At 67.0% G+C, this 22,864-nt stretch carries 20 protein-coding genes and 1 riboswitch; of the genes, 12 read left to right on the top strand and 8 right to left on the bottom strand.

What is annotated here, in order from left to right; translation table 11 throughout:
• The first annotated feature begins 50 nt into the window (after positions 1 to 50).
• The 3 genes from AC6LJ2_RS21080 to gluQRS all read left to right on the top strand — a co-directional run bounded on the left by AC6LJ2_RS21080 (position 51) and on the right by gluQRS (position 3,836).
• Entirely contained in the window at positions 51 to 2,090 is a 2,040-nt protein-coding gene (locus tag AC6LJ2_RS21080; RefSeq protein ID WP_498152108.1) for a TRAP transporter permease, read from the top strand.
• Between the two features lie 249 nt (positions 2,091 to 2,339).
• Positions 2,340 to 2,798 (top strand): Smg family protein, encoded by a 459-nt coding sequence (locus tag AC6LJ2_RS21075; RefSeq protein WP_263912723.1) that lies wholly within the window; start codon positions 2,340 to 2,342, stop codon positions 2,796 to 2,798.
• 162 nt (positions 2,799 to 2,960) lie between these two features.
• A complete protein-coding gene (gluQRS, locus tag AC6LJ2_RS21070; RefSeq protein ID WP_498152107.1) occupies positions 2,961 to 3,836 on the top strand; it encodes a tRNA glutamyl-Q(34) synthetase GluQRS in 876 nt (291 codons plus the stop codon).
• A 45-nt stretch (positions 3,837 to 3,881) separates the two neighbouring features.
• Here the strand turns inward: gluQRS and AC6LJ2_RS21065 are convergent, their stop codons facing one another.
• Complete coding sequence (locus AC6LJ2_RS21065) at positions 3,882 to 6,509, bottom strand: GDYXXLXY domain-containing protein (RefSeq protein ID WP_445657905.1); 2,628 nt, start codon at positions 6,507 to 6,509, stop codon at positions 3,882 to 3,884.
• Positions 6,510 to 6,571: 62 nt separating this feature from the next.
• Between AC6LJ2_RS21065 and AC6LJ2_RS21060 the strand changes: the two genes are divergently transcribed.
• The 5 genes from AC6LJ2_RS21060 to AC6LJ2_RS21040 all read left to right on the top strand — a co-directional run bounded on the left by AC6LJ2_RS21060 (position 6,572) and on the right by AC6LJ2_RS21040 (position 12,851).
• A complete protein-coding gene (locus AC6LJ2_RS21060) occupies positions 6,572 to 9,226 on the top strand; it encodes a DNA topoisomerase III (protein ID WP_445657904.1) in 2,655 nt (884 codons plus the stop codon).
• 137 nt (positions 9,227 to 9,363) lie between these two features.
• Complete coding sequence (locus tag AC6LJ2_RS21055) at positions 9,364 to 10,422, top strand: ABC transporter substrate-binding protein (RefSeq protein ID WP_263912719.1); 1,059 nt, start codon at positions 9,364 to 9,366, stop codon at positions 10,420 to 10,422.
• Positions 10,422 to 11,192 (top strand): ABC transporter ATP-binding protein, encoded by a 771-nt coding sequence (locus AC6LJ2_RS21050; RefSeq protein WP_263912718.1) that lies wholly within the window; start codon positions 10,422 to 10,424, stop codon positions 11,190 to 11,192. The genes AC6LJ2_RS21055 and AC6LJ2_RS21050 overlap by 1 nt, the downstream gene beginning before the upstream one ends.
• Before the next feature lie 7 nt (positions 11,193 to 11,199).
• Positions 11,200 to 12,054, top strand: coding sequence for an ABC transporter permease (locus AC6LJ2_RS21045; RefSeq protein ID WP_025141107.1), 855 nt, complete (start codon positions 11,200 to 11,202; stop codon positions 12,052 to 12,054).
• A gap of 14 nt (positions 12,055 to 12,068) precedes the next feature.
• A complete protein-coding gene (locus AC6LJ2_RS21040) occupies positions 12,069 to 12,851 on the top strand; it encodes an SDR family oxidoreductase (protein WP_445657903.1) in 783 nt (260 codons plus the stop codon).
• A gap of 166 nt (positions 12,852 to 13,017) precedes the next feature.
• Here the strand turns inward: AC6LJ2_RS21040 and ilvB are convergent, their stop codons facing one another.
• Positions 13,018 to 14,838 (bottom strand): biosynthetic-type acetolactate synthase large subunit, encoded by a 1,821-nt coding sequence (ilvB, locus tag AC6LJ2_RS21035; RefSeq protein ID WP_498152106.1) that lies wholly within the window; start codon positions 14,836 to 14,838, stop codon positions 13,018 to 13,020.
• Between the two features lie 93 nt (positions 14,839 to 14,931).
• On the opposite strand from ilvB, the gene AC6LJ2_RS21030 reads away from it, so the two are divergent.
• Positions 14,932 to 15,402, top strand: coding sequence for an Lrp/AsnC family transcriptional regulator (locus AC6LJ2_RS21030; RefSeq protein WP_025141110.1), 471 nt, complete (start codon positions 14,932 to 14,934; stop codon positions 15,400 to 15,402).
• Positions 15,403 to 15,462: 60 nt separating this feature from the next.
• On the opposite strand, the gene AC6LJ2_RS21025 is transcribed toward AC6LJ2_RS21030, so the two are convergent.
• Positions 15,463 to 16,383, bottom strand: coding sequence for a bestrophin family protein (locus tag AC6LJ2_RS21025; protein ID WP_263912715.1), 921 nt, complete (start codon positions 16,381 to 16,383; stop codon positions 15,463 to 15,465).
• A gap of 104 nt (positions 16,384 to 16,487) precedes the next feature.
• On the opposite strand from AC6LJ2_RS21025, the gene AC6LJ2_RS21020 reads away from it, so the two are divergent.
• Positions 16,488 to 17,012, top strand: a complete 525-nt coding sequence (locus AC6LJ2_RS21020; RefSeq protein WP_498152105.1) for an SET domain-containing protein — start codon at positions 16,488 to 16,490, stop codon at positions 17,010 to 17,012.
• Positions 17,013 to 17,282: 270 nt separating this feature from the next.
• Positions 17,283 to 17,436: riboswitch (FMN riboswitch) on the top strand.
• 111 nt (positions 17,437 to 17,547) lie between these two features.
• The gene (gene ribB, locus AC6LJ2_RS21015) at positions 17,548 to 18,267 is read left to right on the top strand and encodes a 3,4-dihydroxy-2-butanone-4-phosphate synthase (RefSeq protein ID WP_498152104.1); all 720 of its coding nucleotides are present in this window, start codon (positions 17,548 to 17,550) and stop codon (positions 18,265 to 18,267) included.
• A gap of 74 nt (positions 18,268 to 18,341) precedes the next feature.
• Here ribB and AC6LJ2_RS21010 read toward each other — a convergent pair whose 3' ends face one another.
• A complete protein-coding gene (locus tag AC6LJ2_RS21010) occupies positions 18,342 to 19,553 on the bottom strand; it encodes an arabinose transporter (protein ID WP_498152103.1) in 1,212 nt (403 codons plus the stop codon).
• A 150-nt stretch (positions 19,554 to 19,703) separates the two neighbouring features.
• Here AC6LJ2_RS21010 and AC6LJ2_RS21005 point away from each other — a divergent pair, with 150 nt between their 5' ends.
• Positions 19,704 to 20,390 carry a TetR/AcrR family transcriptional regulator gene (locus AC6LJ2_RS21005; RefSeq protein WP_498152102.1) on the top strand — a complete coding sequence of 229 codons (687 nt, stop codon included), beginning with the start codon at positions 19,704 to 19,706 and terminating at the stop codon, positions 20,388 to 20,390.
• Positions 20,391 to 20,446: 56 nt separating this feature from the next.
• Here the strand turns inward: AC6LJ2_RS21005 and AC6LJ2_RS21000 are convergent, their stop codons facing one another.
• The 4 genes from AC6LJ2_RS21000 to AC6LJ2_RS20985 all read right to left on the bottom strand — a co-directional run bounded on the left by AC6LJ2_RS21000 (position 20,447) and on the right by AC6LJ2_RS20985 (position 22,801).
• Positions 20,447 to 20,944 (bottom strand): nucleoside 2-deoxyribosyltransferase, encoded by a 498-nt coding sequence (locus AC6LJ2_RS21000; RefSeq protein ID WP_263915686.1) that lies wholly within the window; start codon positions 20,942 to 20,944, stop codon positions 20,447 to 20,449.
• Between the two features lie 6 nt (positions 20,945 to 20,950).
• Entirely contained in the window at positions 20,951 to 21,520 is a 570-nt protein-coding gene (locus AC6LJ2_RS20995; RefSeq protein ID WP_263915685.1) for a flavin reductase family protein, read from the bottom strand.
• A 16-nt stretch (positions 21,521 to 21,536) separates the two neighbouring features.
• Positions 21,537 to 21,998, bottom strand: coding sequence for a nuclear transport factor 2 family protein (locus AC6LJ2_RS20990; RefSeq protein ID WP_263915684.1), 462 nt, complete (start codon positions 21,996 to 21,998; stop codon positions 21,537 to 21,539).
• Positions 21,999 to 22,189: 191 nt separating this feature from the next.
• Entirely contained in the window at positions 22,190 to 22,801 is a 612-nt protein-coding gene (locus AC6LJ2_RS20985; RefSeq protein WP_263915683.1) for an NAD(P)-dependent oxidoreductase, read from the bottom strand.
• Between the last annotated feature and the right edge of the window lie 63 nt (positions 22,802 to 22,864).

The raw sequence follows: 22,864 nt of genomic DNA, 5'->3' as shown, positions 1-22,864 counted from the left end.
GGGCAGGGCCACGCGGCCCTGCCCCGCAGCCCTTCCCGAGAACCATGGTTATGGAAATCGACCACCAGAAAACCCAGCAGTTGGCGGAAAAGTACGATTCGGAAATCCGCTTTCGGCCGCTGGACAAGACCGCCACGTGGATCGTGTCGGGCCTGCTCGTCACGCTGTCCCTGTTCCACTACTACACCGCCGGCTTCGGCCTGCTGCGCGAAGCCACGCACCGCGGCGTGCACCTGGCCTTCGTGCTGAGCCTGATTTTCCTGGTGTTCGGGTTTTCCAAGGCGCACTACCAGCGCGAGCCCCGTTCCACCTGGTTCGCGCCGGGCGGCATTCCGCTGTATGACTGGGTCATTGCGGTGGCGCTGGCGCTGTCGGTGCTGTACATCCCATACATCTTCGAAGACCTGGCCTTTCGGGTGGGCAATCCGCTGCCCATCGATGTGTTGATGGGGTCGATCCTGTTGATCGGGCTGCTGGAAGCCACGCGCCGCGCGATGGGCTGGCCGCTGCCCATCATCGCGCTGGTGTTCATGGCCTATGCGATGTTCGGGCCGTATTTTCCGGGGCTGTTGCAGCACGCGGGCAACACCTGGCCCCAGATCGTCAACCATATGTACCTGACCAGCCAGGGCGTGTACGGCGTGGCGGTGGGCGTGGTGGCGACCTACGTCTTTCACTTCGTGCTGTTCGGCGTGCTGGCCACGCGCATCGGGCTGGGCCAGCTGTTCCTGGACGTGGCCTCGACCATTGCGGGGCGTTATGCCGGCGGCCCGGCCAAGGTGTCGGTGTTTGGCTCGGCCATGTTCGGCATGCTGTCGGGCTCGTCGGTGGCCAACGCGGTGACCGTGGGCTCGCTGACGATTCCGGCGATGATCCGCATCGGCTATCCGCGGCATTTCGCGGCGGGGGTCGAGGCGGCCAGCAGCACGGGCGGGCAGATCACGCCGCCCATCATGGGCGCGGCCGCTTTCCTGATGATCGAATTCCTGGGCATTCCGTATCAGCAGATCGCGATTGCGGGCATCTTCCCGGCGTTTCTGTACTTCTTCGGCATGTTCATGCAGGTGCACTTCGAGGCCAAGCGCGAAGGCCTGCGCGGGCTGACCGAAGCGGAAATGCCCAAGCTCAAGCAATCGTTCAAGATGCGCTGGCCCACGCTGATTCCGCTGTTCCTGCTGATCGGGGTGCTGGCCAGCGGCCGCACGCCGTACCTGGCGGCGTTTGCCGGCATCACGGGCTGCATCGTGGTGGGGCTGCTCAATCCGTTCCAGCGGCTGCGCCTGCGCGACCTGTACGAGGCCTTCGAGACCGGTGCGAAATACGCGCTGGCGGTAGGCGCCGCGGCGGGCACGGTGGGCATCGTGATCGGCGTGGTGACGCTGACCGGCGTGGGCTTCAAGATCTCGTACATCGTGATCGCGGCCTCGCAGGCGCTGGCCGGCGGTGCGGCGATGTTCATTCCCGATGCGCTGGCCGACATGCAGTCGCTGACGCTGATCGCCGCGCTGATCATGACGGGCGTGGTGTGCATCCTGATGGGTTGCGGCGTGCCCACCACGGCCAATTACCTGATCATGGTGGCGGTGGCCGCGCCCACGCTGGTGCAACTGGGCGTGCAGCCGATTGCGGCGCACTTCTTCGTGTTCTATTTCGGCATCCTGGCCGACATCACGCCCCCCGTGGCGCTGGCGGCCTACGCGGCGGCGGGCATGGCGGGCAGCGATCCGTTCAAGACCGGCAACACCGCGTTCAGGCTGGGCATCACCAAACTGATCGTGCCGTTCGTGTTCGTGTTTTCGCCATCGCTGCTGATTTCAGTGCAGGGCTTCACCTGGTACGACTTCTTCGTGACGCTGTTCGGCTGCATGATCGGCCTGGTGCTGCTGTCGGCGGCGTTTTCGCGCTACATGCTGGTGGGCATGAAAAGCTGGGAACGCTGGCTGTGCACGGTGGGCGCGCTCTTGACCATCATTCCGGGCCTGACGAGCGGCCTGGTCGGCCTGGCCATCTGCATTCCGGTGTTCATCCGCCAGTTGGCGCAGCTCAAGCTGCAGGGCGCTCCCAAGACGGCCGAAGGGGTGGGGCCGTAAGGGGTGACGCAAGCGACGCGGACGTTAAAAAGGGGCAGACCCTTAAAGGCTGCCCCTGGCGTAGGGGAATCGCTTATTTTGTCAGCATCGGGGCGCAGAATGTGTGACTGTAGCGGGCCGGCGACGGCCCGCGCCATTCCGCCTTTTCGCCGGTTGCCCGGGCAAATAAATCAGCGTAAAGTAAAATTCATGTTTGCTGGTCTGCCGATATGCGGGCCGACTGTGCAAACAGGCACAAAACTGCGCCATATGTTCGATATCCTGGTTTATCTGTACGAGAATTACTACACGCCGCAAGCCTGTCCCGCCGCTGACGTGCTGGCCAAACGGCTGGCCGCTGCCGGGTTCGAGCACGAAGACATCGACGACGCGCTTGGGTGGCTTTACGGCTTGGCCGAAACCACCGAACGTTGCGTCGATCTCGCCACGGCGCCCACCACCGGCACCCGGATCTACACCGATAACGAATACCAGCAGCTGGGTTCCGAATCCATCGGCTTCATCGCCTTCCTGGAATCGGCCGGCGTGCTGCCCGCGCCGCTGCGCGAGATCGTCATCGACCGGGGCCTGGCTTCGCCGGAATCGCCGGTGCCGCTGTCCAAGATCAAGATCATCGCCCTCATGGTTCTCTGGAGCCAGGAAGCCGAGATCGACAATCTGGTCCTGGAAGAGCTGCTCGACGAAGACGGCGTGCGCCTGCTGCACTGAACGGCAGGCGCCGCCCCGCGGCGGGTTCTGTTTTCCGACGGCGCCGCGTGCCTTTGCGCGCGGCGCCTTCACGTCTGCTGCCGGGGCTGGCGTGACCCGTAACGTCCGCCGTCCCGCGCGCCATCATGTCGTCTCAACCCCGTTGATCCCCACCGCCGCACCGTGACCTACATCGGCCGCTTCGCCCCCAGCCCCAGCGGCCCGCTGCACGCGGGATCGCTGGTGGCCGCCCTGGCCAGTTGGCTGGACGCCCGCGCCCACGAGGGCCGCTGGCTCTTGCGCATCGAAGACGTGGACACGCCGCGCACGGTGCCAGGCGCGGACGAATGCATCATGCAGCAACTGCGGGCGCTGAGCCTGCATTGGGACGGCGACGTCATCTGGCAATCGCAGCGCGGCGACGCCTACCAGGCGGCCTTCGAGGCGCTGGCGGCCCGCGGCCTGGTCTACGGCTGCGGCTGCACCCGCCGCGAAATCGCCGATTCCGCCCTGCGCGGCCAGGCCGCCCCCGGTGCGGACGGCGAACGCCCGTATCCCGGCACCTGCCGCCACGGCTTGCCGCCCGGCCGCCAGGCCCGCGCCTGGCGCCTGGTGATGCCGGACGGGCAGGAACGCTTTGAAGACCGCTGGCTGGGCCCGCAAGCGCAGGATGTGGCCCAGGCGGTGGGCGACATTGCCCTGAAACGCGCGGACGGCCTGTGGGCCTATCAGCTGGCGGTGGTGGTGGACGATGGCTTTCAGGGCGTGACCGACGTGGTGCGCGGCGCGGATCTGCTCAGTTCCACGGCACGCCAGCGCGTGCTGGGCCGGCTGCTGGGGCTGCCCCCGGTGCGCTACCTGCACGTGCCGCTGATCCTGGACCCCGCCAGCGGCCTGAAACTGTCCAAGCAGAACGGCGCCCCGCCCATCGACATCGACGCGCCCCTGGCGGCGCTGCAGGCCGCCTGGCGTGCCTTGGGGTTTGCGCCCCTGGTGGCTGACAATGTGGCGGCCTTTTTGCGCGCGGCCACGGCCGGCTGGGCGGCGCGCTTTCCCTGACCCGCGCCGCAACCGCCCGACGCATGTCGGGCGGCTGGGTCGCGGTCACAGCGGCTGCAGGTCTTCTCCCAGCATCCGCACCAGCAGCGCTTCACCGTTTTCCGCCACGCGCAGTTCGCCGAACCTGGCGACCTGGTAGCGTTCGGCCTGGCCTTCGGGGAAGAAGTAGGCGTTGGTGACGATGCGTACGCCGTTGTCGCGCAAGCGGTAACGCAGCGGCACTTCGTTGTTGGCGTGCGGGCTCGCGTCGGGCTGGATGCGCACGGCCTGCGACACGCCGCGCGCATCGGCAGTCAGCATCACGTAGCCGTCGGGCTCGACGCCCATGACCGAATCGTCGTCCTTGCGCTCGCCGCCCAGACGCAGCCGGGTGACCTCGCGGCCGGCGGCGAAATTGAGCGCCATGTAGTCGCCCTGCATCAGGGAGCGGGGGTCGACCGGGGCCAGCTCCAGGATCACGACCTTGCCGGTGGCCAGCAGCTTTTCACGCTGCCAGATGCCGCCGTTGGCCACCACCAGCACCAGGGCCAGGCCCCCCAGGATGGCCAGCGTGCGCCAGCGCAGGGCGCCGGACACGGGCGGCAGGGGCGCGCGGTGAGACGGCGCCTGGGTACGCATCAGGCGCGGCACCAGCCACACCAGGCCGCGCAGCACGAACAGCAGCACCGCCGCGCCGCCCAGCCACAGGGCCTTTTGCAAGAGCGGCACGTCCAGCTGGTAATAGTAGATACCCAGGTAGGCCAGCAGGCTCAGCACCCCGAACAGCGCCACCCGCGGCTGGTTCAGGCCAAAACCCAGCAACAGCCAGGCCAGCGCAAAACCCACGCCCGGGCTGGGCAGCCAGAACAGCGCCAGCAGCAGCAGGGCGATGGGCACGCCAACGGTCACACCGGCCGTGAGCACACGGCGGCGCGGCCACAGCACCGCAAGGGCCGCGGCCGCGGGCAGCAGCGCGCCCGCGCACACCAGCACCGCGGTCGGCGCATTGACCTGCCACATGGCCGGCAGCTGCAGCACCGACAGGCCACTGGCCAGCCAGACCATCCCTTGCACCGACAGCAGAAAGGCCCAGGCCAGCGGTTGCAGCGCGTGGCTGCGCTTGCCGCCCAGGCGATGGCTGACGGTCAGGAGCACCGCCGTGGCCCAGGCGCCGGTCACCGCGATGGGCAGCCAGACGAAGGCGGCATGCGCCATGTCGAAGTCCAGCAGGGCGTCCAGCATGTCGCGGCGTATCAGTTCAGGCGCCAGACCGCGCCAGATCAGGCCGGCGCCGGCCATGGCGATGAGCAGGCCGCTGAGAAAGCGCAGGATCACGTCCGGGCCCAGCACGTAGACAGCGGTGGCCAGCAGCATCACGAACAGGCACGCATTGACGAACGAGGCCGAGCTGGACATGCCGTAGATGATGAGGATCTGCCCGGCAAAGGCCATGGCCGTGCCGCACTGGCGCCAGAACGGCCCGGCGTCGCTGCGCAGCACCGCCACGCCGGCCGCGCACAGCACCAGCCCGGCGATCAGTGCGCCTTCCTCTGAGTTGATGATGCCGGAGAACGCCACGAACACCAGCAACAGCAGCGTCGCCAGCCAGGCGCTCAGGCCCAGCAGACACTGCACATACCAGGCCGGTTCGGTATGCGGCACGGCGGGCGGGGTCACCTGGGCGACGGGTTCGCCCGCCTCGGCGGGGTCGACCGCGTTACCGGCCGAGGCGGCGGCAGGCTCGGCGTCCGCGGGCGCCACGGCAGCTTGTGGCGACTGGGCGGCCAGGCCGCGCAGCCAGCGGGCCGCCAAGACGGCTTCGGCGATCAGCAGCGCCGCCAGGGGCAGGGCCGCCCAGACGCCGGGTTCCAGGCGCATCAGCCATTCGCCCACGATCGGCAGTGTCACGCAGATGACGCCGGCGGCCAGCATGGCCAGGATGACCAGGTCGCGCCGACCGCGCTGATAGTAGAAGCCCAGGCCCAGCGTGACGGCGAGCCAGGCGATGCCGTTGGTGGTGTTGGAACCGCCGAAGATGAAATCGCCGACCATCCGCGCCGAGACCAGCACGCCGATCACCACCGCGGCCAGGACCCGCGGCCCGACGAGCGTGCTGGCGCGCCAGCGGCGGGCGGCGATTTCCCAGCCCAGCAGCATGAGCAGGTTCAACCCCGCGATGAACAGGCTGATCGGGCCCGGCCCGCCCAGGATCAGCCACCCGTTGAAGGCGCGTTCGCCCAGCCACAGGACCAGCGCCACGTTCATGACCAGCGCCCACAGCAGCCAGACGGCCTGACTGGCCGCCGCCAGCGCCCAGGGCAACAGCAGGACCGCCCACCAGGCGAACAGTTCCCAGGTATCGGCGCCAGTCTGGTAAGTTTGGCCTAATAACGCGAGCAGGGCGCCGAGCAGCATGCCGGCCAAGGCCAGCAGCGCGCCGGGAATGCTGCGGCGCACGCCCGGCTTGCCGCGCAGACGCAGTCCGGCCCAGGCCGCACCCAGCGCGCTGACGGCCAAAAGGCCCTGCACGCCAGCAAAGCGCTGCACTTTTGTCATGTCTTGCCAGTTGGCCGCGACCCAGCAAACCGCCGCGCTGCCAAGCAGCAAAACGCCTAGCCACAGCGTGCTTCGCGCCAGGAATTGACGCCAAGCGTGCAGTTCGGATCCCGCTTGTCTTTCAGTGCCGACTTGCATCTGGCGAATCTCCGATCTTATTATCCGCGCTACTAAGGCGGGACTACCGCCACTGGATACACATGAATAAAACGCTGATTATTGCCGAGAAGCCCTCGGTGGCCCTTGATATATCACGCGCCTTGGGAGGCTTTGCGCGCGAGGGCGACTATTTTGAAAGCGAACGTTACGTACTCGCGTCCAGCATAGGCCATTTGCTGAGCCTGGTCGCGCCCAACGATCCGGTCAAGGGAAAGTGGAGCTTCACGCACCTGCCCGTGATTCCGCCTGAATTCGAATTGGGTCCGACCGACAAGAAATCGGCCGAACGCCTGAAGCTGCTGGTTCGCCTGGCCAAGCGCAAGGACGTGGATGCGATCATCAACGCCTGTGACGCGGGACGCGAAGGCGAACTGATCTTCCGCTACATCATTCAGTACGCCGGCGTGAACAAGCCGATCCAGCGTCTGTGGCTGCAATCGATGACGCAAGCCGCCATCCGCGAGGCCTTTGCCAACCTGCGCGACGACAGCCAGCTCAAGCCGCTGGAAGCCGCCGCACGTTCGCGTGCCGAGGCCGACTGGCTGGTGGGCATCAACGGCACGCGCGCCATGACCGCCTTCAACAGCAAGGACGGGGGCTTTTTCAAGACGCCGGTGGGCCGGGTGCAGACCCCCACGCTGGCGATCGTGGCCGAACGCGAAGAGCGCATCCGCCGCTTCGTGCCGCGCGACTACTGGGAAGTGCGCGCCACCTTCGTGGCGGCCGCCGGCCTGTACGAAGGCCGCTGGATCGACCCGGATTTCAAGAAAGACGACCGCGACCCTGAAAAGCGCGAATCGCGCCTGTGGTCGCAGGCCGCCGCCCAGAGCGTGGTGGCCGCCTGCCGCGACCAGCCAGGCAGCGTCACCGAAGAATCCAAGCCGTCGACCCAGATGTCGCCGGCCCTGTACGACCTGACGTCGCTGCAGCGCGAGGCCAACGGCCGCTTCGGCTTTTCGGCCAAGACCACGCTGGCGCTGGCCCAGACCCTGTACGAACGCCACAAGGCGCTGACCTACCCGCGTACCGATTCGCGCTACCTGCCCGAGGACTACATCTCCACGGTGCAGGAAACCATGCGGGCGCTGGCCAAGGGCGGCTCGAACGCCGTGGGCGGCCTGTCGCGCCACGCCGAGACGGTGGTCAGCCAGCACTGGGTCAAGCCGAACCGCCGCATCTTCGACAACAAGAAGGTGTCGGATCACTTTGCCATCATCCCCACGCTGCAGATCCCGCACGACCTGAGCGAAGCCGAGGCCAAGCTGTACGACCTGGTGCTCAAGCGCTTTCTGGCGGTGTTCTTCCCCGCGGCCGAATACCGCGTCACCACCCGCCTGACCGAAGTGCAGGGCCACCGCTTCCGCACGGACGGCAAGGTGCTGGTCAACCCGGGTTGGCTGGCCGTCTACGGCAAGGAAGCCCAGGGCGAGGATGCCAACCTGGTGCCGGTGGGCGACGGCGAGACCGTGCGCACCGAAGACGTCGAAGCCGTGGGCCTGACCACCAAGCCGCCGGCGCGCTTCAACGAAGGCACGCTGCTGTCGGCCATGGAAGGGGCCGGCAAGCTGGTGGACGACGAGGAACTGCGCGAGGCCATGTCCGAGCGCGGCCTGGGTACGCCGGCCACGCGCGCCGCCATCATCGAAGGCCTGCTCAACGAGGTCTACCTGCGCCGCGAAGGCCGCGACTTGGTGCCCACCGCCAAGGCGCGCCAGCTGATGACGCTGCTGTCGGGCCTGGACGTGTCGGAACTGACCTCGCCCGAACTGACTGGCGAATGGGAACACAAGCTCAAGCAGATCGAGCAGGGCGCGCTGGACCGCCAGGCCTTCATGCGCGAGATCGCCCAGATGACCCAGGTGATCGTCAAGCGCGCCAAGGAATACGAGCGCGACACGGTGCCCGGCGACTACGCCACGCTGCAGACGCCGTGCCCCAAGTGCGGCAACGTGGTCAAGGAAAACTACCGCCGTTACGCCTGCACCAACTGCGACTTCTCGATCGGCAAGCACCCGGGCGGACGCACGTTTGAGATTCCGGAAGTCGAGGAATTGCTGGCCAAGCGCGAAATCGGTCCGCTGCAAGGCTTCATCAGCAAGATGGGCCGGCCGTTCGCCGCCATCCTGCGCATCAGCGATGAATTCAAGCTGGAATTCGACTTCGGCCAGAACGACGAAGACGACAACGAAGCGGTGGACTTCTCGGGCCACACGCCGGTGGGCAACTGCCCCAAGTGCCAGTCGCGGGTGTTCGAGCACGGCATGAGCTATGTCTGCGAGAAATCGGTCGGCCCTGAAAAAAGCTGCGACTTCCGGTCGGGCAAGGTCATCCTGCAGCAGGAAATCTCGCGCGAGCAGATGGAAAAGCTGCTGACCGACGGCCGCACCGACCTGCTCGACGGCTTCGTGTCCAGCCGCACCAACCGCAAGTTCAAGGCTTTCCTGGTGCGCCAGCCCGACGGCAAGATCGGCTTCGAGTTCGAACCGCGTCCGGAGAAACCCGGCCGTGGCCGAGCGCCGGCCAAGACGGCGACGAAGACGGCCACCAAGACAGCGACCAAGACCGCCGCGAAGAAGGCCCCGGCCAAGAAGGCGGCCGTGAAAAAGGCCGCAACCAAGACCGCGACCAAGACGGCCGCCAAGACCGCCGTCAAGAAAGCGGTGAAGAAGGCCGCCCCCAAGAAGACGGCGGCCTAGGCCCCGACGCACTGCACGCTTGACGCGTGCGGCGCTTTGCAAACGCCCGGGCGACCGGGCGTTTTCCATTGTTGGACCGGAACCGCTGCGGTATTGTTTCGCCAAACAGCTGCAACCCAATCAACGCCGAGGATGACATGCGCAATCGCCCTGACTTCACCACCCGCCGCCGTGTGCTGGCCGCTGCCGGCGCGCTTGCCGGCGTCAGCCTGCTCGATGGCCGCGTGGCCTTTGCCCAGCCCAAGCTGGGCCGCGTCGTCTATGGCCAGGGCAGCATCGACCCGTTCTTTGCCGCGGGCTACGTGGCGCTAAAGAAGGGCTACTTCGGCGATGCCGGCCTGGAAGTCGAGTACCTGAATTCGCAGAGCGGCCCGCGCACCAACCAGTTGCTGGCCGCCGGCCAGATCGCGTTCGGCGCCACCGCCGCCACGGCCGCGCCCGCGCTGACGCTGGCCGGCAAGCCCGCCACGCTCGTGTTCGGCTTTGACCGCAAGCTCACCTATGCCAACGTCATCGTGCGCCGCGAAGACTTCGACAGCGGCAAGATCAAGTCGTTGAAAGACCTGGCCGGCAAGCGCGTGGGCGCGACCCAGCCGCAGTCCAGCACCTGGCTGATGGCGCTGTACCTGATGCAGAAGGCCGGCGTGGCCGACAAGGTCGACATCCGTCCCCTGGGCGACCTGGCCACCATGCTGGGCGCCCTGAAGACCGGGTCGGTGTCGGCCAGCATGGCCACCATGTCGATGATGGAACAGGCCCGCCAGGAAGGCTGGGGCGTGCCCATCTTCGATGCCACCACGGAAAGCTCGTGGAACGAATTCATGGGTGGCGACGTACCCGGCATTGCCGCGCTGACGCTGCAGGACACCATCCAGAAGCGCCCGGAAACCGTGCAGGCCTTCGTGACCGCGCTGGTCAAAGCGCAGGACTTCATCTCGGGCAACAGCGCCGCCGCGGTGGCCGACGCCATCTACGACGACTACCTGAGCGCGTTTCCGCGCGCCGCCATCGAGAAGACGCTGGGCGTGTACCAGGAGACGGTGTTTCTCAAGGACAACCTGATCACCCAGGACGCCTATGACCGCATGACGGCCATCATGGGCGACGGCCGCCAATTCTCGAACGACGAAATCAAGACCGTGCCCTACGCCAAGTGCGTCGACATGCGCTTCGTGCGCAAGGCGCGGGGGCTTTGATGATTGCGCTGGACAGGGTCGGCAAGGCCTACCAGTCGCGCCAGGGCACGACCCACGCGGTGGGCGAGGTCAGCCTGGACATCGCGGCGGGCGAGTTCGTGTCCATCGTCGGCCCGTCCGGCTGCGGCAAGAGCACGCTGCTCAACATGATTGCCGGCTTTCTGCCGCCCACCACCGGCCAGATCCGGGTCGACGGCCGCGTGGTCGACGGCCAGGTGCCGCCGGCGCTGGGCTACATCTTCCAGAAAGACACGCTGCTGCCGTGGTTCAGCGTGAAAAAGAACGTGGCCCTGGGGCTGAAGTTCCAGGGCGTGCCGCCGGCCCGCATCGCCAGCCGCGTGGCCGAACTGCTTGAGCTGGGCCACCTGACGGCCTTTGCCGACGCCTTTCCGCACCAGCTGTCGGGCGGCATGCGGCGCCGCGTGGCGCTGCTGATGAGCCTGGCGGTGGAACCGCGCATCCTGCTGCTGGACGAGCCCTTTGGCGCCCTGGATACGCACACCAAGACCCACCTGCACCGCGAGCTGATGGAAATCTGGCGCAAGCTGGGCCAGACCGTGGTGCTGGTCACGCACGACCTGGACGAAGCCATTTTGCTGTCGGACCGGGTGGTGGTGCTGTCCGGCCCGCCCAGCCGCGTGCTGCTGGACGAGCGCATCCGCATTCCGCATCCGCGCGACGTCTTCACCGTGCGCGAAACGCCGCAGTTCGTCACTCACGTGCAAAGCCTCTGGAGCGTGCTGGGCCAGCAGTTCCGCGCCGCCGCCTAGGTCTTTTATGAACGCTACCCCTATCGCCGATTCCCTGCAGGACCAGCTGCGGCTGGACCGCCGCGCCAGCGCCGCGCGGCGCGTGCGCATCACGCTGTGGCAGGTGCTGATTCTTGCCGTCATCCTCGGGTCGTGGGAAACGCTGACGCGTATTCCCTGGTTCACGCAGAACACCCTGTTCGACCCGTTCTTCATCAGCCAGCCATCGCGCGTGGCCGTGCGGCTCTGGGAATGGCTGCAACCCGGCCCGCGCTCGGTCTGGCCGCACCTGTGGCTGACGCTGCAGGCCACGCTGGTGGGGCTGGTGGTGGGCGTGGGCAGCGGCTTCATCGTCGGCATGACGCTCAGCCGCAGCCGCTTTCTGGCGGATGTCTTCAACCCCTTCATCGTGGCGTTCAACTCGATGCCGCGCATTGCCTTCGTACCGCTGATCACCATGTTCTTCGGCCTGGGCCTGGCGTCCAAGGTGGTGACGTCGTGGTTCGTGGTGTTCTTCCTGGTGTTCTTCAACACCTACAAGGGCGGACGCAGCGTCGAACGCGAGCTGGTCGACTTCTGCCGCACGCTGGGCGGATCGCCGCGCCAGATCCTGTGGCGCGTGCGCATTCCCACCGCGGCCGCCTGGACCTTCGCGGCGCTGCCCAACGCCATCAGCTTCGCGCTCATCGGCGTGGTGCTGGCCGAATTCGTCGGCTCGACCACCGGCATGGGCTATTTGATGATCACCGCGCTGGCGACCCTGAACGCCACCGACATGTTCGCGGCCGTCACGCTGCTGTCCATCGTCGGCATCGCGCTGGTGTATTGCGTAACCTGGCTGGAACGGCGGCTGCTGCACTGGGCGCCGGAGTTCCGCGAATGAACGGAGCCGCCCCCATGACGACTGCCTTGCCCTACCTGAAACAATTCGACCTGAGCGGCCAGGTCGCGCTGGTGACCGGTTCAGCCCGCGGACTGGGCCTGTGCATCGCCCGCGCGCTGGCCGGCAGCGGCGCACGCGTGCTGATCAACGGCCGCAATGCCCAGGCGGTGGACGCCACCGTGGCCGGGCTGCGCGCCGACGGCCTGGATGCCCACCCGCTGGTGTTCGACGTCAGCAACGACGCGGCCATGGCGCAGGCGTTCGAACGCATCGACCGCGAGCACGGCCGCCTGGACATCCTGGTGAACAACGTGGGCGCGCGCAACCGCAAGACGCTGGCCGACACCAGCGCCGCCGAGATCCGCGAATTGATCGACACCGACCTGGTGGCCGGCATCCTGCTGGCCAAGCTGGCCGCCGAACGCATGGTGCGCCAGGGCAGCGGTCGCCTGATCGCCATCACCTCGGTCGTAGGGGAACTGGCCCGGGCCGGCGACGCCGTCTATCCGGCGGCCAAGCAGGGCCTGACAGGCCTGGTGCGGGCGCTGGCGGCGGAATTCGGCGGCCGCGGCATCACCAGCAACGCCATCGCGCCGGGCACCTTCGCCACCGAAACCAATGCCGCCATGGTGGCCGACCCCGATTTCGGCCCCCGCGTCGCGGCGCGCAACCCCACCGGCCGCTGGGGCGAACCTGAAGAAATCGCCGGGGCGGCAGTCTTCCTGGCCTCAAAGGCCGCGTCGTACGTCAACGGCCATGTGCTAGTCGTGGACGGCGGCTTGTCGATACAGTTCTAGCGCCTCAGTCCAAGTATCGCTTCCCGCCAACGCTAGAGCCAAAGCCAAGCGTCGCCCGCCGCGAATGGTGTTTAACTTCTCACGCTAGAAAAGTCGCCCGGCCGCCCGAAGGCCGGGCGGCCCCCTCGGGGGGCAGCAAGCGCGCGAAGCGCGTGCGGCGTGGGGGTCAACCCTCCTCTTGGTACCAGACGCCTTCGGCCAGCATCATCTTCTGGTGGCCGTGGCCGGCGGGCATCATGGGGAAGCAGTTTTCCTGGGCAGTGACCGCCACGTCCAGGAAGTAGGGGCCATCATGCGCCAGGCATTGCGCCAACGCAGCGTCCAGTTGCGCCGGGTCGTCCACCCGGGCCGCGCCCCAGCCAAAGGCACGCGCCAGCGCCACGAAATCGGGCAGCGACGCGTTGTAGCTGTGGCTGTAGCGGCCGCCGTGGATCAGTTCCTGCCACTGGCGCACCATGCCCATATAGCCGTTGTTGCACAGCACGACCTTCACGGGCGCCTGGTGCTGCATGGCCGTGGACAGTTCCTGGATGTTCATCAGCACCGAGGCGTCGCCGCTGACGCACACCACCGTCTTGTCGGGATGCGCGATCTGCGCGCCGATCGCGGCCGGCACGCCGTAGCCCATGGTGCCCGCGCCGCCGGACGTGAGCCAGCGGTTGGGCTTATCAAAGCGCAGGTACTGGGCCGCCCACATCTGGTGCTGGCCGACGTCGGTGGACACGATCGCATCGCGCTCCGCCAGCGCCGAATTCAAGCGCGACATCAGGTGCTGTGGCAGGATCGCGTCGGCGGCCGGCGTATAACCCAGGCAGTCCTGGGCGCGCCAGGTCTGCACCCGCGCCCACCAGGGCGCCAGCCGGGCCGGATCCAGCGGTGTGTCGCCCAGTTCGGCGTGCAGCGCGCGCACCAGCGGCAGGCAATCGCCCACCAGCGCCACGTCCACCCGCACCACCTTGTTGATGGATGCCGGATCGATGTCGATGTGGATCTTGCGCGCATGCGGGCAGAATTCGGACAGCTTGCCCGTGATGCGGTCGTCGAAGCGGGCGCCGATGCACACCACCAGATCGGAATTGTGCATGGCCAGGTTGGCTTCCACCGTGCCGTGCATGCCCAGCATACCGACAAACTGCGGATCGGACGCCGGAAACGCCCCCAGGCCCATCAGCGTCAGCGTGCAGGGCGCACCGCTGGCGCGCACCAGCTCGGTGAACGCCGCGCAGGCCTCGGGGCCGGCATTCACCAGGCCGCCGCCGCCATAGAAGATCGGCCGCTTGGCCTGGGCGATCAACGCGGCCGCGCGGCGCACGGCCGATTGCGGCAGCTTGGCCGCCAGCTTGCCCGCCTGGCGCCGGGCGCGCAGCGCGGCCAGCTTCTGCTGCGACGGCGCATACGCGTCGTCGTCGGCATCGCGCGGCACGGCCAACTGCACGTCTTTAGGAAAATCCAGCAGCACCGGACCGGGCCGGCCCTGGCGCGTCAGTTCGAACGCGCGGGCGGTAACGGCCGCCACGTCGTCCACCGCGCGCACCTGCGTATTCCATTTGGTGACTGACCGCGAGATGCCGATGGCGTCGCATTCCTGGAAGGCGTCGGTGCCGATGGCCGCCGTGGTGACCTGGCCGCTGATGCACAGCACCGGGATCGAATCGCACATGGCATCCAGCAAGCCGGACGTGGTGTTGGCCATGCCAGGGCCGGATGTCACGAACACCACCCCGGTACGGCCGGTGCTGCGGGCGTAGCCCTCGGCGGCATGCACGGCTGCCTGCTCGTGGCGCACCAGCACGTGGCGCAGGCGCGGCTCGGCGTACAGGGCGTCGTACAGCGGCAGCACGGCCCCGCCCGGATAACCGAAGACGGTATCCACCCCGTGCGCAATCAGCGTATCGAGCAGAATCTTGGCCCCGTTGGCAGGGGGCAGTTCAGGGGCGGCAAGCGCGGTGACGGCGGAGGGGTGCAGGCGATCGTTCATGCTATCCATCTTAGGGGCAAGTCCGAAGAATTTTTATCTTCTTTTCCACGAATTGCCGCCAAACGCAGTAAATTTGTCTTCAAATCGGAGGGAATGAAGAAAATGAACCTGGACAAGTTTGATTTGGCGATTCTGCGGGTGCTGCAAGAGAACGCCCGCGCCAGCCTGAACGACATCGGCGCCGCCGTCGGCCTGTCGTCCACCCCGTGCTGGAATCGGATCAAAAGAATGGAAGCCGCCGGCGTCATCCGCGGCTACACGGTCGACATCGACCCGGCCAGCCTGGGCTTCATGGACACCGTCATCGTCCACGTCACCCTGGAAAGCCACAGCGAAGAAACGCTCTATGAATTCGGCCGGGCGCTCGCCCAGATCCCCGAAGTGCTCGAAGCCTTCCTGGTCTCCGGCGACTACGACTACTACATCCGCATCGCCGTGCGCGACACCCGCGACTACGAACGGCTGCTACGCGAACAGCTCTACCGCATTCCCGGCATCCGCCACAGCAAATCCTGCTTCGTATTGCGACGCCTGAAGGAAACCATGCTGCCCTTGACCGGACCGGCCACCTGAACAGGCGCCGCCGAACCGGGCAGGCCGTCCGCCGAACACCCGCATGCCCGGAACAAATCCTTAGCGCAGCACGTAATCCACCGGCTTGACCGGCTCGGGCAGCGGCCGCACGCCCAGCCCTTCCAGCAGGTCCGTCTCGATCACCCGGGCCAGCGCCGACAGCGGCAGGTCGTTTTCCTCCAGCCCGAACGGGTCTTCCAGCTCGTCGCCCAGCGCGTCCAGCCCGAAGAACGTATACGCAATGATCGTCACCGCCACCGGCATCAGGTATTCCAGCGTGCCCACCAGCCCGAACGGCAGCAGCAGACAGAACAGCCACGCCGTGCGATGCAGCAGCAACGAATACGCAAACGGCGAGGGCGTGAACTTGATCCGCTCGCAAGCCGCCTGGATCGCCGCGCACTGTGCCACCCGCTGCGTCAGCCCCTGGTAAAGAATGTCGCTCAGTTCCCCGCGCCGCAGACAGGCCGCCAGGTCGCGGTTGATCGCCATCAGCAGCGCGTCCGGCACATTGCGGCAGCCGGCCAGCGTCTCCAGCTCGTCCTGCTGCACCCAGGGCTGCGCCGCCGCCACCATGTCTTCATCGCGCAACCGCGCCGCCAACGCATAGCCAAACCCGATACAGCGCCGCACCAGCCTTTCCTGCAACGGATTCGCCGTGCTCGCCGCCAGCAGCACCGCGCTTTCGCGCGCCAGGCTGCGCGCCTGCACGATCAGGTCACCCCACTGCTTGCGCGCCTCCCACCAGCGGTCATAGCAGACGTTGTTGCGGAACCCCATGAACACCGACAACGCCAGCCCGAACAGCGAAAACGGCACCGCCGACAGATGCGTCGGCGAAAACCATTGCCGGTGGTACATCCACACCACCACGCACGACAGCAGCGTGATGACGAGAATCCGGCTGAAGATGCGGGGAATGATGGAGCCGCGCAAAACAAAGAACAGAGCCAGCGCGGAAGGACGCGGACGGACAATCATGGTGCGTATCGGTAAGAAACAAGGCGGCGCTCACTATACGCCTGTCATCCCGTCATGAGCACGCCGATATAATTCTGTTTCGTCTCACCGCCCACCCGCCGCCAATGACCACCGAAGACACCCCCATCAAGCCCTGGCACGTCGTGCGCCGCTCCAAGCTGCACGGCAACGGCGTCTTCGCCGCCCGCAAGATTCCCGCAGGCACCCGCATCATCGAATACGGCGGCGCCCGCATCAGCGCCAAAGAAGCCGACCGTCGCCACCCCACCAACCCCGACGATCCCTTCCACACCTTCTTCTTCGCCCTCAGCTCCGGCCGCGTCATCGACGGCGGCGACGAAGGCAACGACGCCCGCTGGATCAACCACTCCTGCGAGCCCAACTGCGAAGCCCAGGAAGGCAAGCACGGCAAACGCGTCTACATCGTCGCCCTGAACGACATCCCGCGCGGCACCGAACTGTCCTACGACTACGGCCTGGTCCTGGACGGCCGCATCACCAAGGCCCTCAAGCAAGGCTACCGCTGCCTGTGCGGCACCCCCCCGTGCCGCGGCACGATGCTGGCCCTGCCCAAGAAAAAGAAAAAGAAAGAACCCGAGCAAGAAGCCGCACCGCAAGCCACGGAATAAATCCGGCCCCGGGAACACCACCACGCTGCCGCCCCCAAGGACGGCAGCCTATCCCGCAAGATCCTCCACCCCCACCAGCCCTTGGCTAGAACGCCAAGCCCCCCCGAACAACCTCCAGGCTGAAACCGCTCGAGCCCGGGGCCCCGCCGCCCCGGGCGTCATAAGAACACCACCCCCGCCAGCACAAAACCCACACCCGCAATAAGCATATTCTTCCCCCCTTCGAAGACAGGCGTAAAATCGAAAAAGTCGTGAAAAACACGACAAGCAGTACGTCTTCAGGGCGGGGTGCAATTCCCCACCGGCGGTAAGCCATGCAATGTGGCAAGCCCGCGAGCGCCCGGCGTCCACCAGGACACCGGGGTCAGCAGATCTGGTGAGATGCCAGAGCCGACGGTCATAGTCCGGATGAGAGAAGATGTGCCGTCACATAACCAGCTGCCCGGGCCGCCAAGCGCCTGGCCAGCGGCTTTGCGTTCGGCTGTCGAATAGCCCTGAAACGTTTTTCGCCCACTTATTCCGCGAGAGCGTTTCAATGTCCAACACCATCGTCACCCAGCAGTCCCCCATCCCCAGCCTGGCTTCCCAGCCCTTCGCCGTGCGCCTGCAACGCGCCCTGCATCACCTGCGCCTGGGCCGTCCCGTCATTCTCATGGATGACTTCGACCGCGAAAACGAAGCTGACCTCATCGTCGCCGCCGACAAGCTCACCGTGCCCGTCATGGCCCAGCTCATCCGCGACGGCAGCGGCATCGTCTGCCTCTGCCTGCCCGGCGAAGTCCTGGACCGCCTTGAGCTGGCCCCCATGGTCCAGCGCAACCAGAGCCGCTTCGCCACTGCCTTCACCGTTTCCATCGAAGCCCGTGAAGGCGTCAGCACCGGCGTATCCGCCGTCGACCGCGTCACCACCATCCGCGCCGCCATCTCGCCCACCGCCCAAAGCGAAGACATCGTCAGCCCCGGCCACGTCTTCCCCCTGCGCGCCCAGGCCGGCGGCGTTCTCACCCGCCGCGGCCACACCGAAGGGTCCGTCGACCTCGCCACCCTGGCCGGCCTGCGGCCCGCCGGCGTGCTGTGCGAACTCATGAACGCCGACGGCACCATGATGCGCGGCGCCGCCCTCGAACGTTACGCCGCCCAGCATGGCCTGGTTGCCCTGACCATCGCCGAACTCGCCGACCACCTGCAACGCCTGCGCGACGGCCGGGCCGAAAGCATCGACGACCAGGTCCTGGAAATGGCCGCCACGGTCTGACAAAAAACGGCGCCCGCACAAGCGGGCGCCGTCAGATACGTACCAAGGGATGCGCCGACGTCAAACGCTCGCCCCTACGTGGCCGCCACCCGGCCCCGCAAGGCCATCGCCACCGCCACCGCGCCCAGCGCGCACGCGCCCCCCATCGCATAGACCGCACCGTAGCCCTGGTGGCCGGCCAGCCAGCCCGCCAGCGGACTCGCGATGCCCAGCGCCACGTCCAGGAACGCCACGTACGCCCCCATCGCCGCGCCACGGCTTGCCGCCGGCACCCGCCGCACCGCTTCCACCCCGAACGCCGGGAAGGCCAGCGAATAGCCCGCGCCGCTGAGCAACGCGCCCGCAAACGCCCAGACCGGCGTCGCGCTCGTCCAGATCAGCCACTGGCCCACCGCCTCGATCAGCACGCACACCAGCGCCACCCGTGCGCCGCCCAGCTTGTCCGGCAAGCCGGCGAAAAACACCCGCGCCAGGATAAAGCCGCCGCCAAACAGCGTGAACATCCACGCCGCGCCGTCCCAGCCCCGTTCGGCGAACAGCAGGCTGACGAATGCCGTGATCACCCCGAAGCCCACGCTCGTCAGCGCCAGGCCCAGGCCGGGCAGCAGCACCAGCCCCAGCACCCGGTAGAACGGCGTGCGCACGCCGCCCGCCGCACGCACGCCGCGCTGCGGCAATACCAGCGCCAGCGCCGCCACGGGAATCAGCACCGTTGCCCAGGCAATGCCGCCGAAACCCGCCGCGCCGAACAGGCGCATGCCGGCCGGCGCCCCCAGGCCGAACGCGGCGTAGATCGCCACGCCCACCCAGGCCATCACCCGACCCGCGTTCTGCGGCCCCACGCGCCCCACGCCCCAGCTCAGCGCGCCCGTCACGATCAGGCTTTCGCCGAACCCCATGATGGCGCGACCCGCCATCAAGGCAGCCAACGCCGCCTGGGGCTGCTGTGGCGCCAGGCCATCGGCCAGCAGATAGAACAGGCCCGCGAGCGAGCCCAGCAGAAAGCCCACCACCACCGCGAGCTTGGCGCCGCGGCGGTCCGCCAGCGACCCGGAATAAGCGCGCGACAGCAGCGCCGCCGCGAACTGCATGCCGGCCACCACGCCCACCATCAGCGCGCCTTGCGCCAGCACGCCGTCCACGTACAGCGGCAGCACCGGCATCGGCAGGCCCACCATGAAAAAGCCGACGAAGACAGCCAGCGCCAGCGGCAGTATCTGCATGAAAACGGGACGCGCGGCCCCGCCGGCCGCGGGCATGGCCCCGGCCGTCGATGAATTCGACATAGTCATTCCTGGAAAGTGAGAAGTGCAGCGAGATGCCTGGCCGCCGGAATCGGCGATGGCATAATCCGCCAGTACAGGTCGGACTCAATCTGCCTGTCAGAAATTTTATGAGCCAACGCTCAGGTTTGAAACTCGCGTTCCCCGGATTCCATGACCACCATCCCGCAGCCCCGTAAATCGCCGCGCCAGCAGCGGTCGCAGCAGACGGTCGAGACCATTCTGCAAGCGACAGCTCGCGTTCTGGCCGAACATGGCTACGCCGGCACCAACACCAACCGGATCGCCGAGACGGCGGGCGTCAGCGTCGGTTCGCTGTATCAGTACTTTCCCAACAAGAATGCGCTGATCGCCGCGCTGCACGACCGCCACGACAGCCAGATGCTGGATCTCATCGACCAGGCGCTGCTGGGCAACCCGGCGGCCACCCTGCGCGAGCGCGTCGCGGCCATCGTCGGCGCCTCGCTGCATGCGCACCTGCTCGAACCCGCGCTGCACCGTGTGCTGGAACGCGAATTCCCCCTGTTCGACCAGCCGCGCGACCACAGCCGCGCCGACCAGGACATCCATCGGCGCATGCGCCACCTGCTGGAACTGCACCGCGCCGAGATCGCACAGCAAGACCGCGAACTGGCCACCTACGTGGTGCTGCGCATCATCGAATCGCTGGTGCATGCGGCCGCGCTGGAACCGCCGGCCGGCTTCACCCCGGCACAGCTGGAACAGGCGGTGGTGGATGCGGTGATGGGTTACCTGGGCACGCCGCAAGTGGCTGTCCCGGCCAGGCCGGCGGGCAAGACCGCGAGCAAGCGCGTGCGCGGCGCCAAGGCACAGGCCTGACGCCAGGCAGGCTGCCTTGTCACCCCGAACCGCGGTTGGCCCGGGCTCTTTCCCGATTACGCCCGCGCCATGCGCGCCAGACAATCGGCGGCGTCGCCCACCACGATGTGCGCGCTGCACGCCAGCATCAGATTCAGGTTCATGCCGAAATCCTCGACCGTGAACCCTTGCGCGTCCACGGCGCGTGAGGCGTCGTCGGCCGCCACGCCCACGGCGGTTTGGTCCAGCAGGCTGCCGGCCTGCGAGGTATAGCCCCATACCGGCTTGCCGCAGGCAATCGCGTAGCCGACCTCGAAGGCCGTGCCGGAATCGGGCTCGGCGCCGCGAAAGGGATTCAGGTTCGCCATGACCAGGTCGGCCCGGCGGATCATCGCCACGTTGGCGCGGTAGATCCATTGCGCCAGCGGCGCGCCGGCCAGGCCGGGCGGGGGCACGTTATCCAGCGGGTACAGGCCCTCGAACCCATACGTGGCCACCAGCGCCTTGAGCCGCTGGCCGTGCGCCACGGCATCAGGCAGGAACACGTCGAAACCGGCCAGGTAGACGCGGCGCATGGCGGGCTATTCCGGATCGGACACGGAGAACGCTTCGCCGGTGGCGAAGAACGACCCGCCCGCCAGGTAATGCACGGACCGGCGCGCGTCATCGTTGAAATGCCAGCGGTTGCCCGAAAACACATCGGGCGCGGCCCAGGCGGCCACGACTTCGCCGATGAACAGGTCGTAGGCCTGCTGGTTGTGGGGCTCGGGCACGACCTTGCATTCCAGCCAGCCCAGGCAGCCTTCGATCAGCGGCGCACCGATCTTGCTGGCGGCAAAGGTAGACAGGCCCGCGGCCTGGAACTTGTCGGCGTCGGCGCCGGAATGCGACCCCACCTGCAAGGTCGCCTGCGCCTGGGCGCGCGACGGAATGCACAACGCGAACTCGCCCGACGCTTCGATCAGCTTGCGCGTGTAGGTGTTCTTGTCCACCACCACCAGCATCTTGGGCGGGCTGAAATCCAGCGGCATGGCCCAGGCGGCGGCCATGACGTTGCGCGCATCGCCATGCGCGCTGGTGACCAGCACCGTGGGGCCGTGGTTCAGCAGCAGATAGGCGCGGGGCAGGTCGACGGGTTCGATGGCGGACATGGGTGGCCTGTGAAAACTAGAACATGCCGTTCTTGTTGGCGGGGTTTTCCGGGATTTCCTGGCTGACGTCCCAGTGCTCGACGATCTTGCCGTTTTCGACGCGGAAGATGTCCACCACGGCCTGGCCGCGGTCTTCGGGCGATTCTTTCCACAGGTTGTGGATGACGACGAGATCGCCTTCGGCGATCACGCGCTTGATGTCGACCGTGGCCTGCGGATGCTGTTCGAAATAATGGGGGAAGAAGTCCACCATGGGTTCGACGCCGTCACGCATGTAGGGGTTGTGCTGCGTGTAGTTGTTCTTGGCCACGTACAGGCGCACCGCCTCGTCGATCTCGCGGTCCTGGAACATCATGCGAAAGAACGCCACCACGATGTCCTTGTTCGACTGCGGCGCGGCCGCCTGCGCCGGCGCAACCGCCAGGCAGCCACAGGCCAGCAGCATACAGAGGGCCAGCGATTTGAACTTCGTGCTCATACAACTACTCGGGTCGTGACGCCTGGTGGCGGTCTGCCAGTTTACAAATAAAAACGGGGCATTCGACCCTACGGGCAGTACGGCAATGCCACAAATGGACGCGCCCCCTTGGGGCACAAGGGGGCGGCAGGGCGGCGCCTATCGCGCGCAAACAACACTGGCGACGTTGCCGCCGAAATCGCTTGCCCGGGTCAGTAGCCCACGGTAAAGCGGCGGCGCGAGTGCTTGGGCGTTTCGATTTCGTCGGCCAGGGCGATGGCATAGTCTTCCATCGAGATCCAGCTCTTGCCGTCATCGTCGGCCAGCAGCGTGTCGTCGCCGAGGCGGAACGTGCCGGTGCGCTCGCCGGGTTCGAACAGCGCGGACGGCGACAGGAACGTCCAGTTCAGTACTTTTTCCTGGCGCAGCGCATCCAGGAACACGACGCCGGCGCGAGCCTCGGGCTTGTAGGCGTCGGGGAATTCGGGGGTGTCGATCAGCATCTTGCCGGGTGCCACTTGCAGGCTGCCTGCGCCGCCCACCACCAGCAAACGCGGCACGCCGGCGTCTTTCACGGCGGCCAGCAGCGGCTTGGCATCGGCCGACACGAAACGCGAGGCGCTGACCACGGCGTCATGGCCCTTGAGCAGCGGGGTCAGGCCTTGCGGGTCGGTGGCGTCGCCCTGCTGGATGGTCAGGCCGGGCTGCGGATTGACGTCGCCCAGGTTGCGGGCGATGCCCGTCACCTGGTGGCCACGCTTGAGCAATTCGTCTGCCACGCGCGAACCGACGCGGCCGGTAATTCCGATCAATGCGATTTTCATGGTCTTGCTCCTTGGAAGGTTGGACAAAGCCATACTATTCGGCCAGATCGGTTCCAGGAACTC

The sequence above is a fragment of the Achromobacter sp. 1014246743 genome (genome assembly GCF_059760725.1).
The sequence above is the reverse complement of the archived record's forward strand: the minus strand, read 5'-3'. Positions and strand labels throughout refer to the sequence as shown.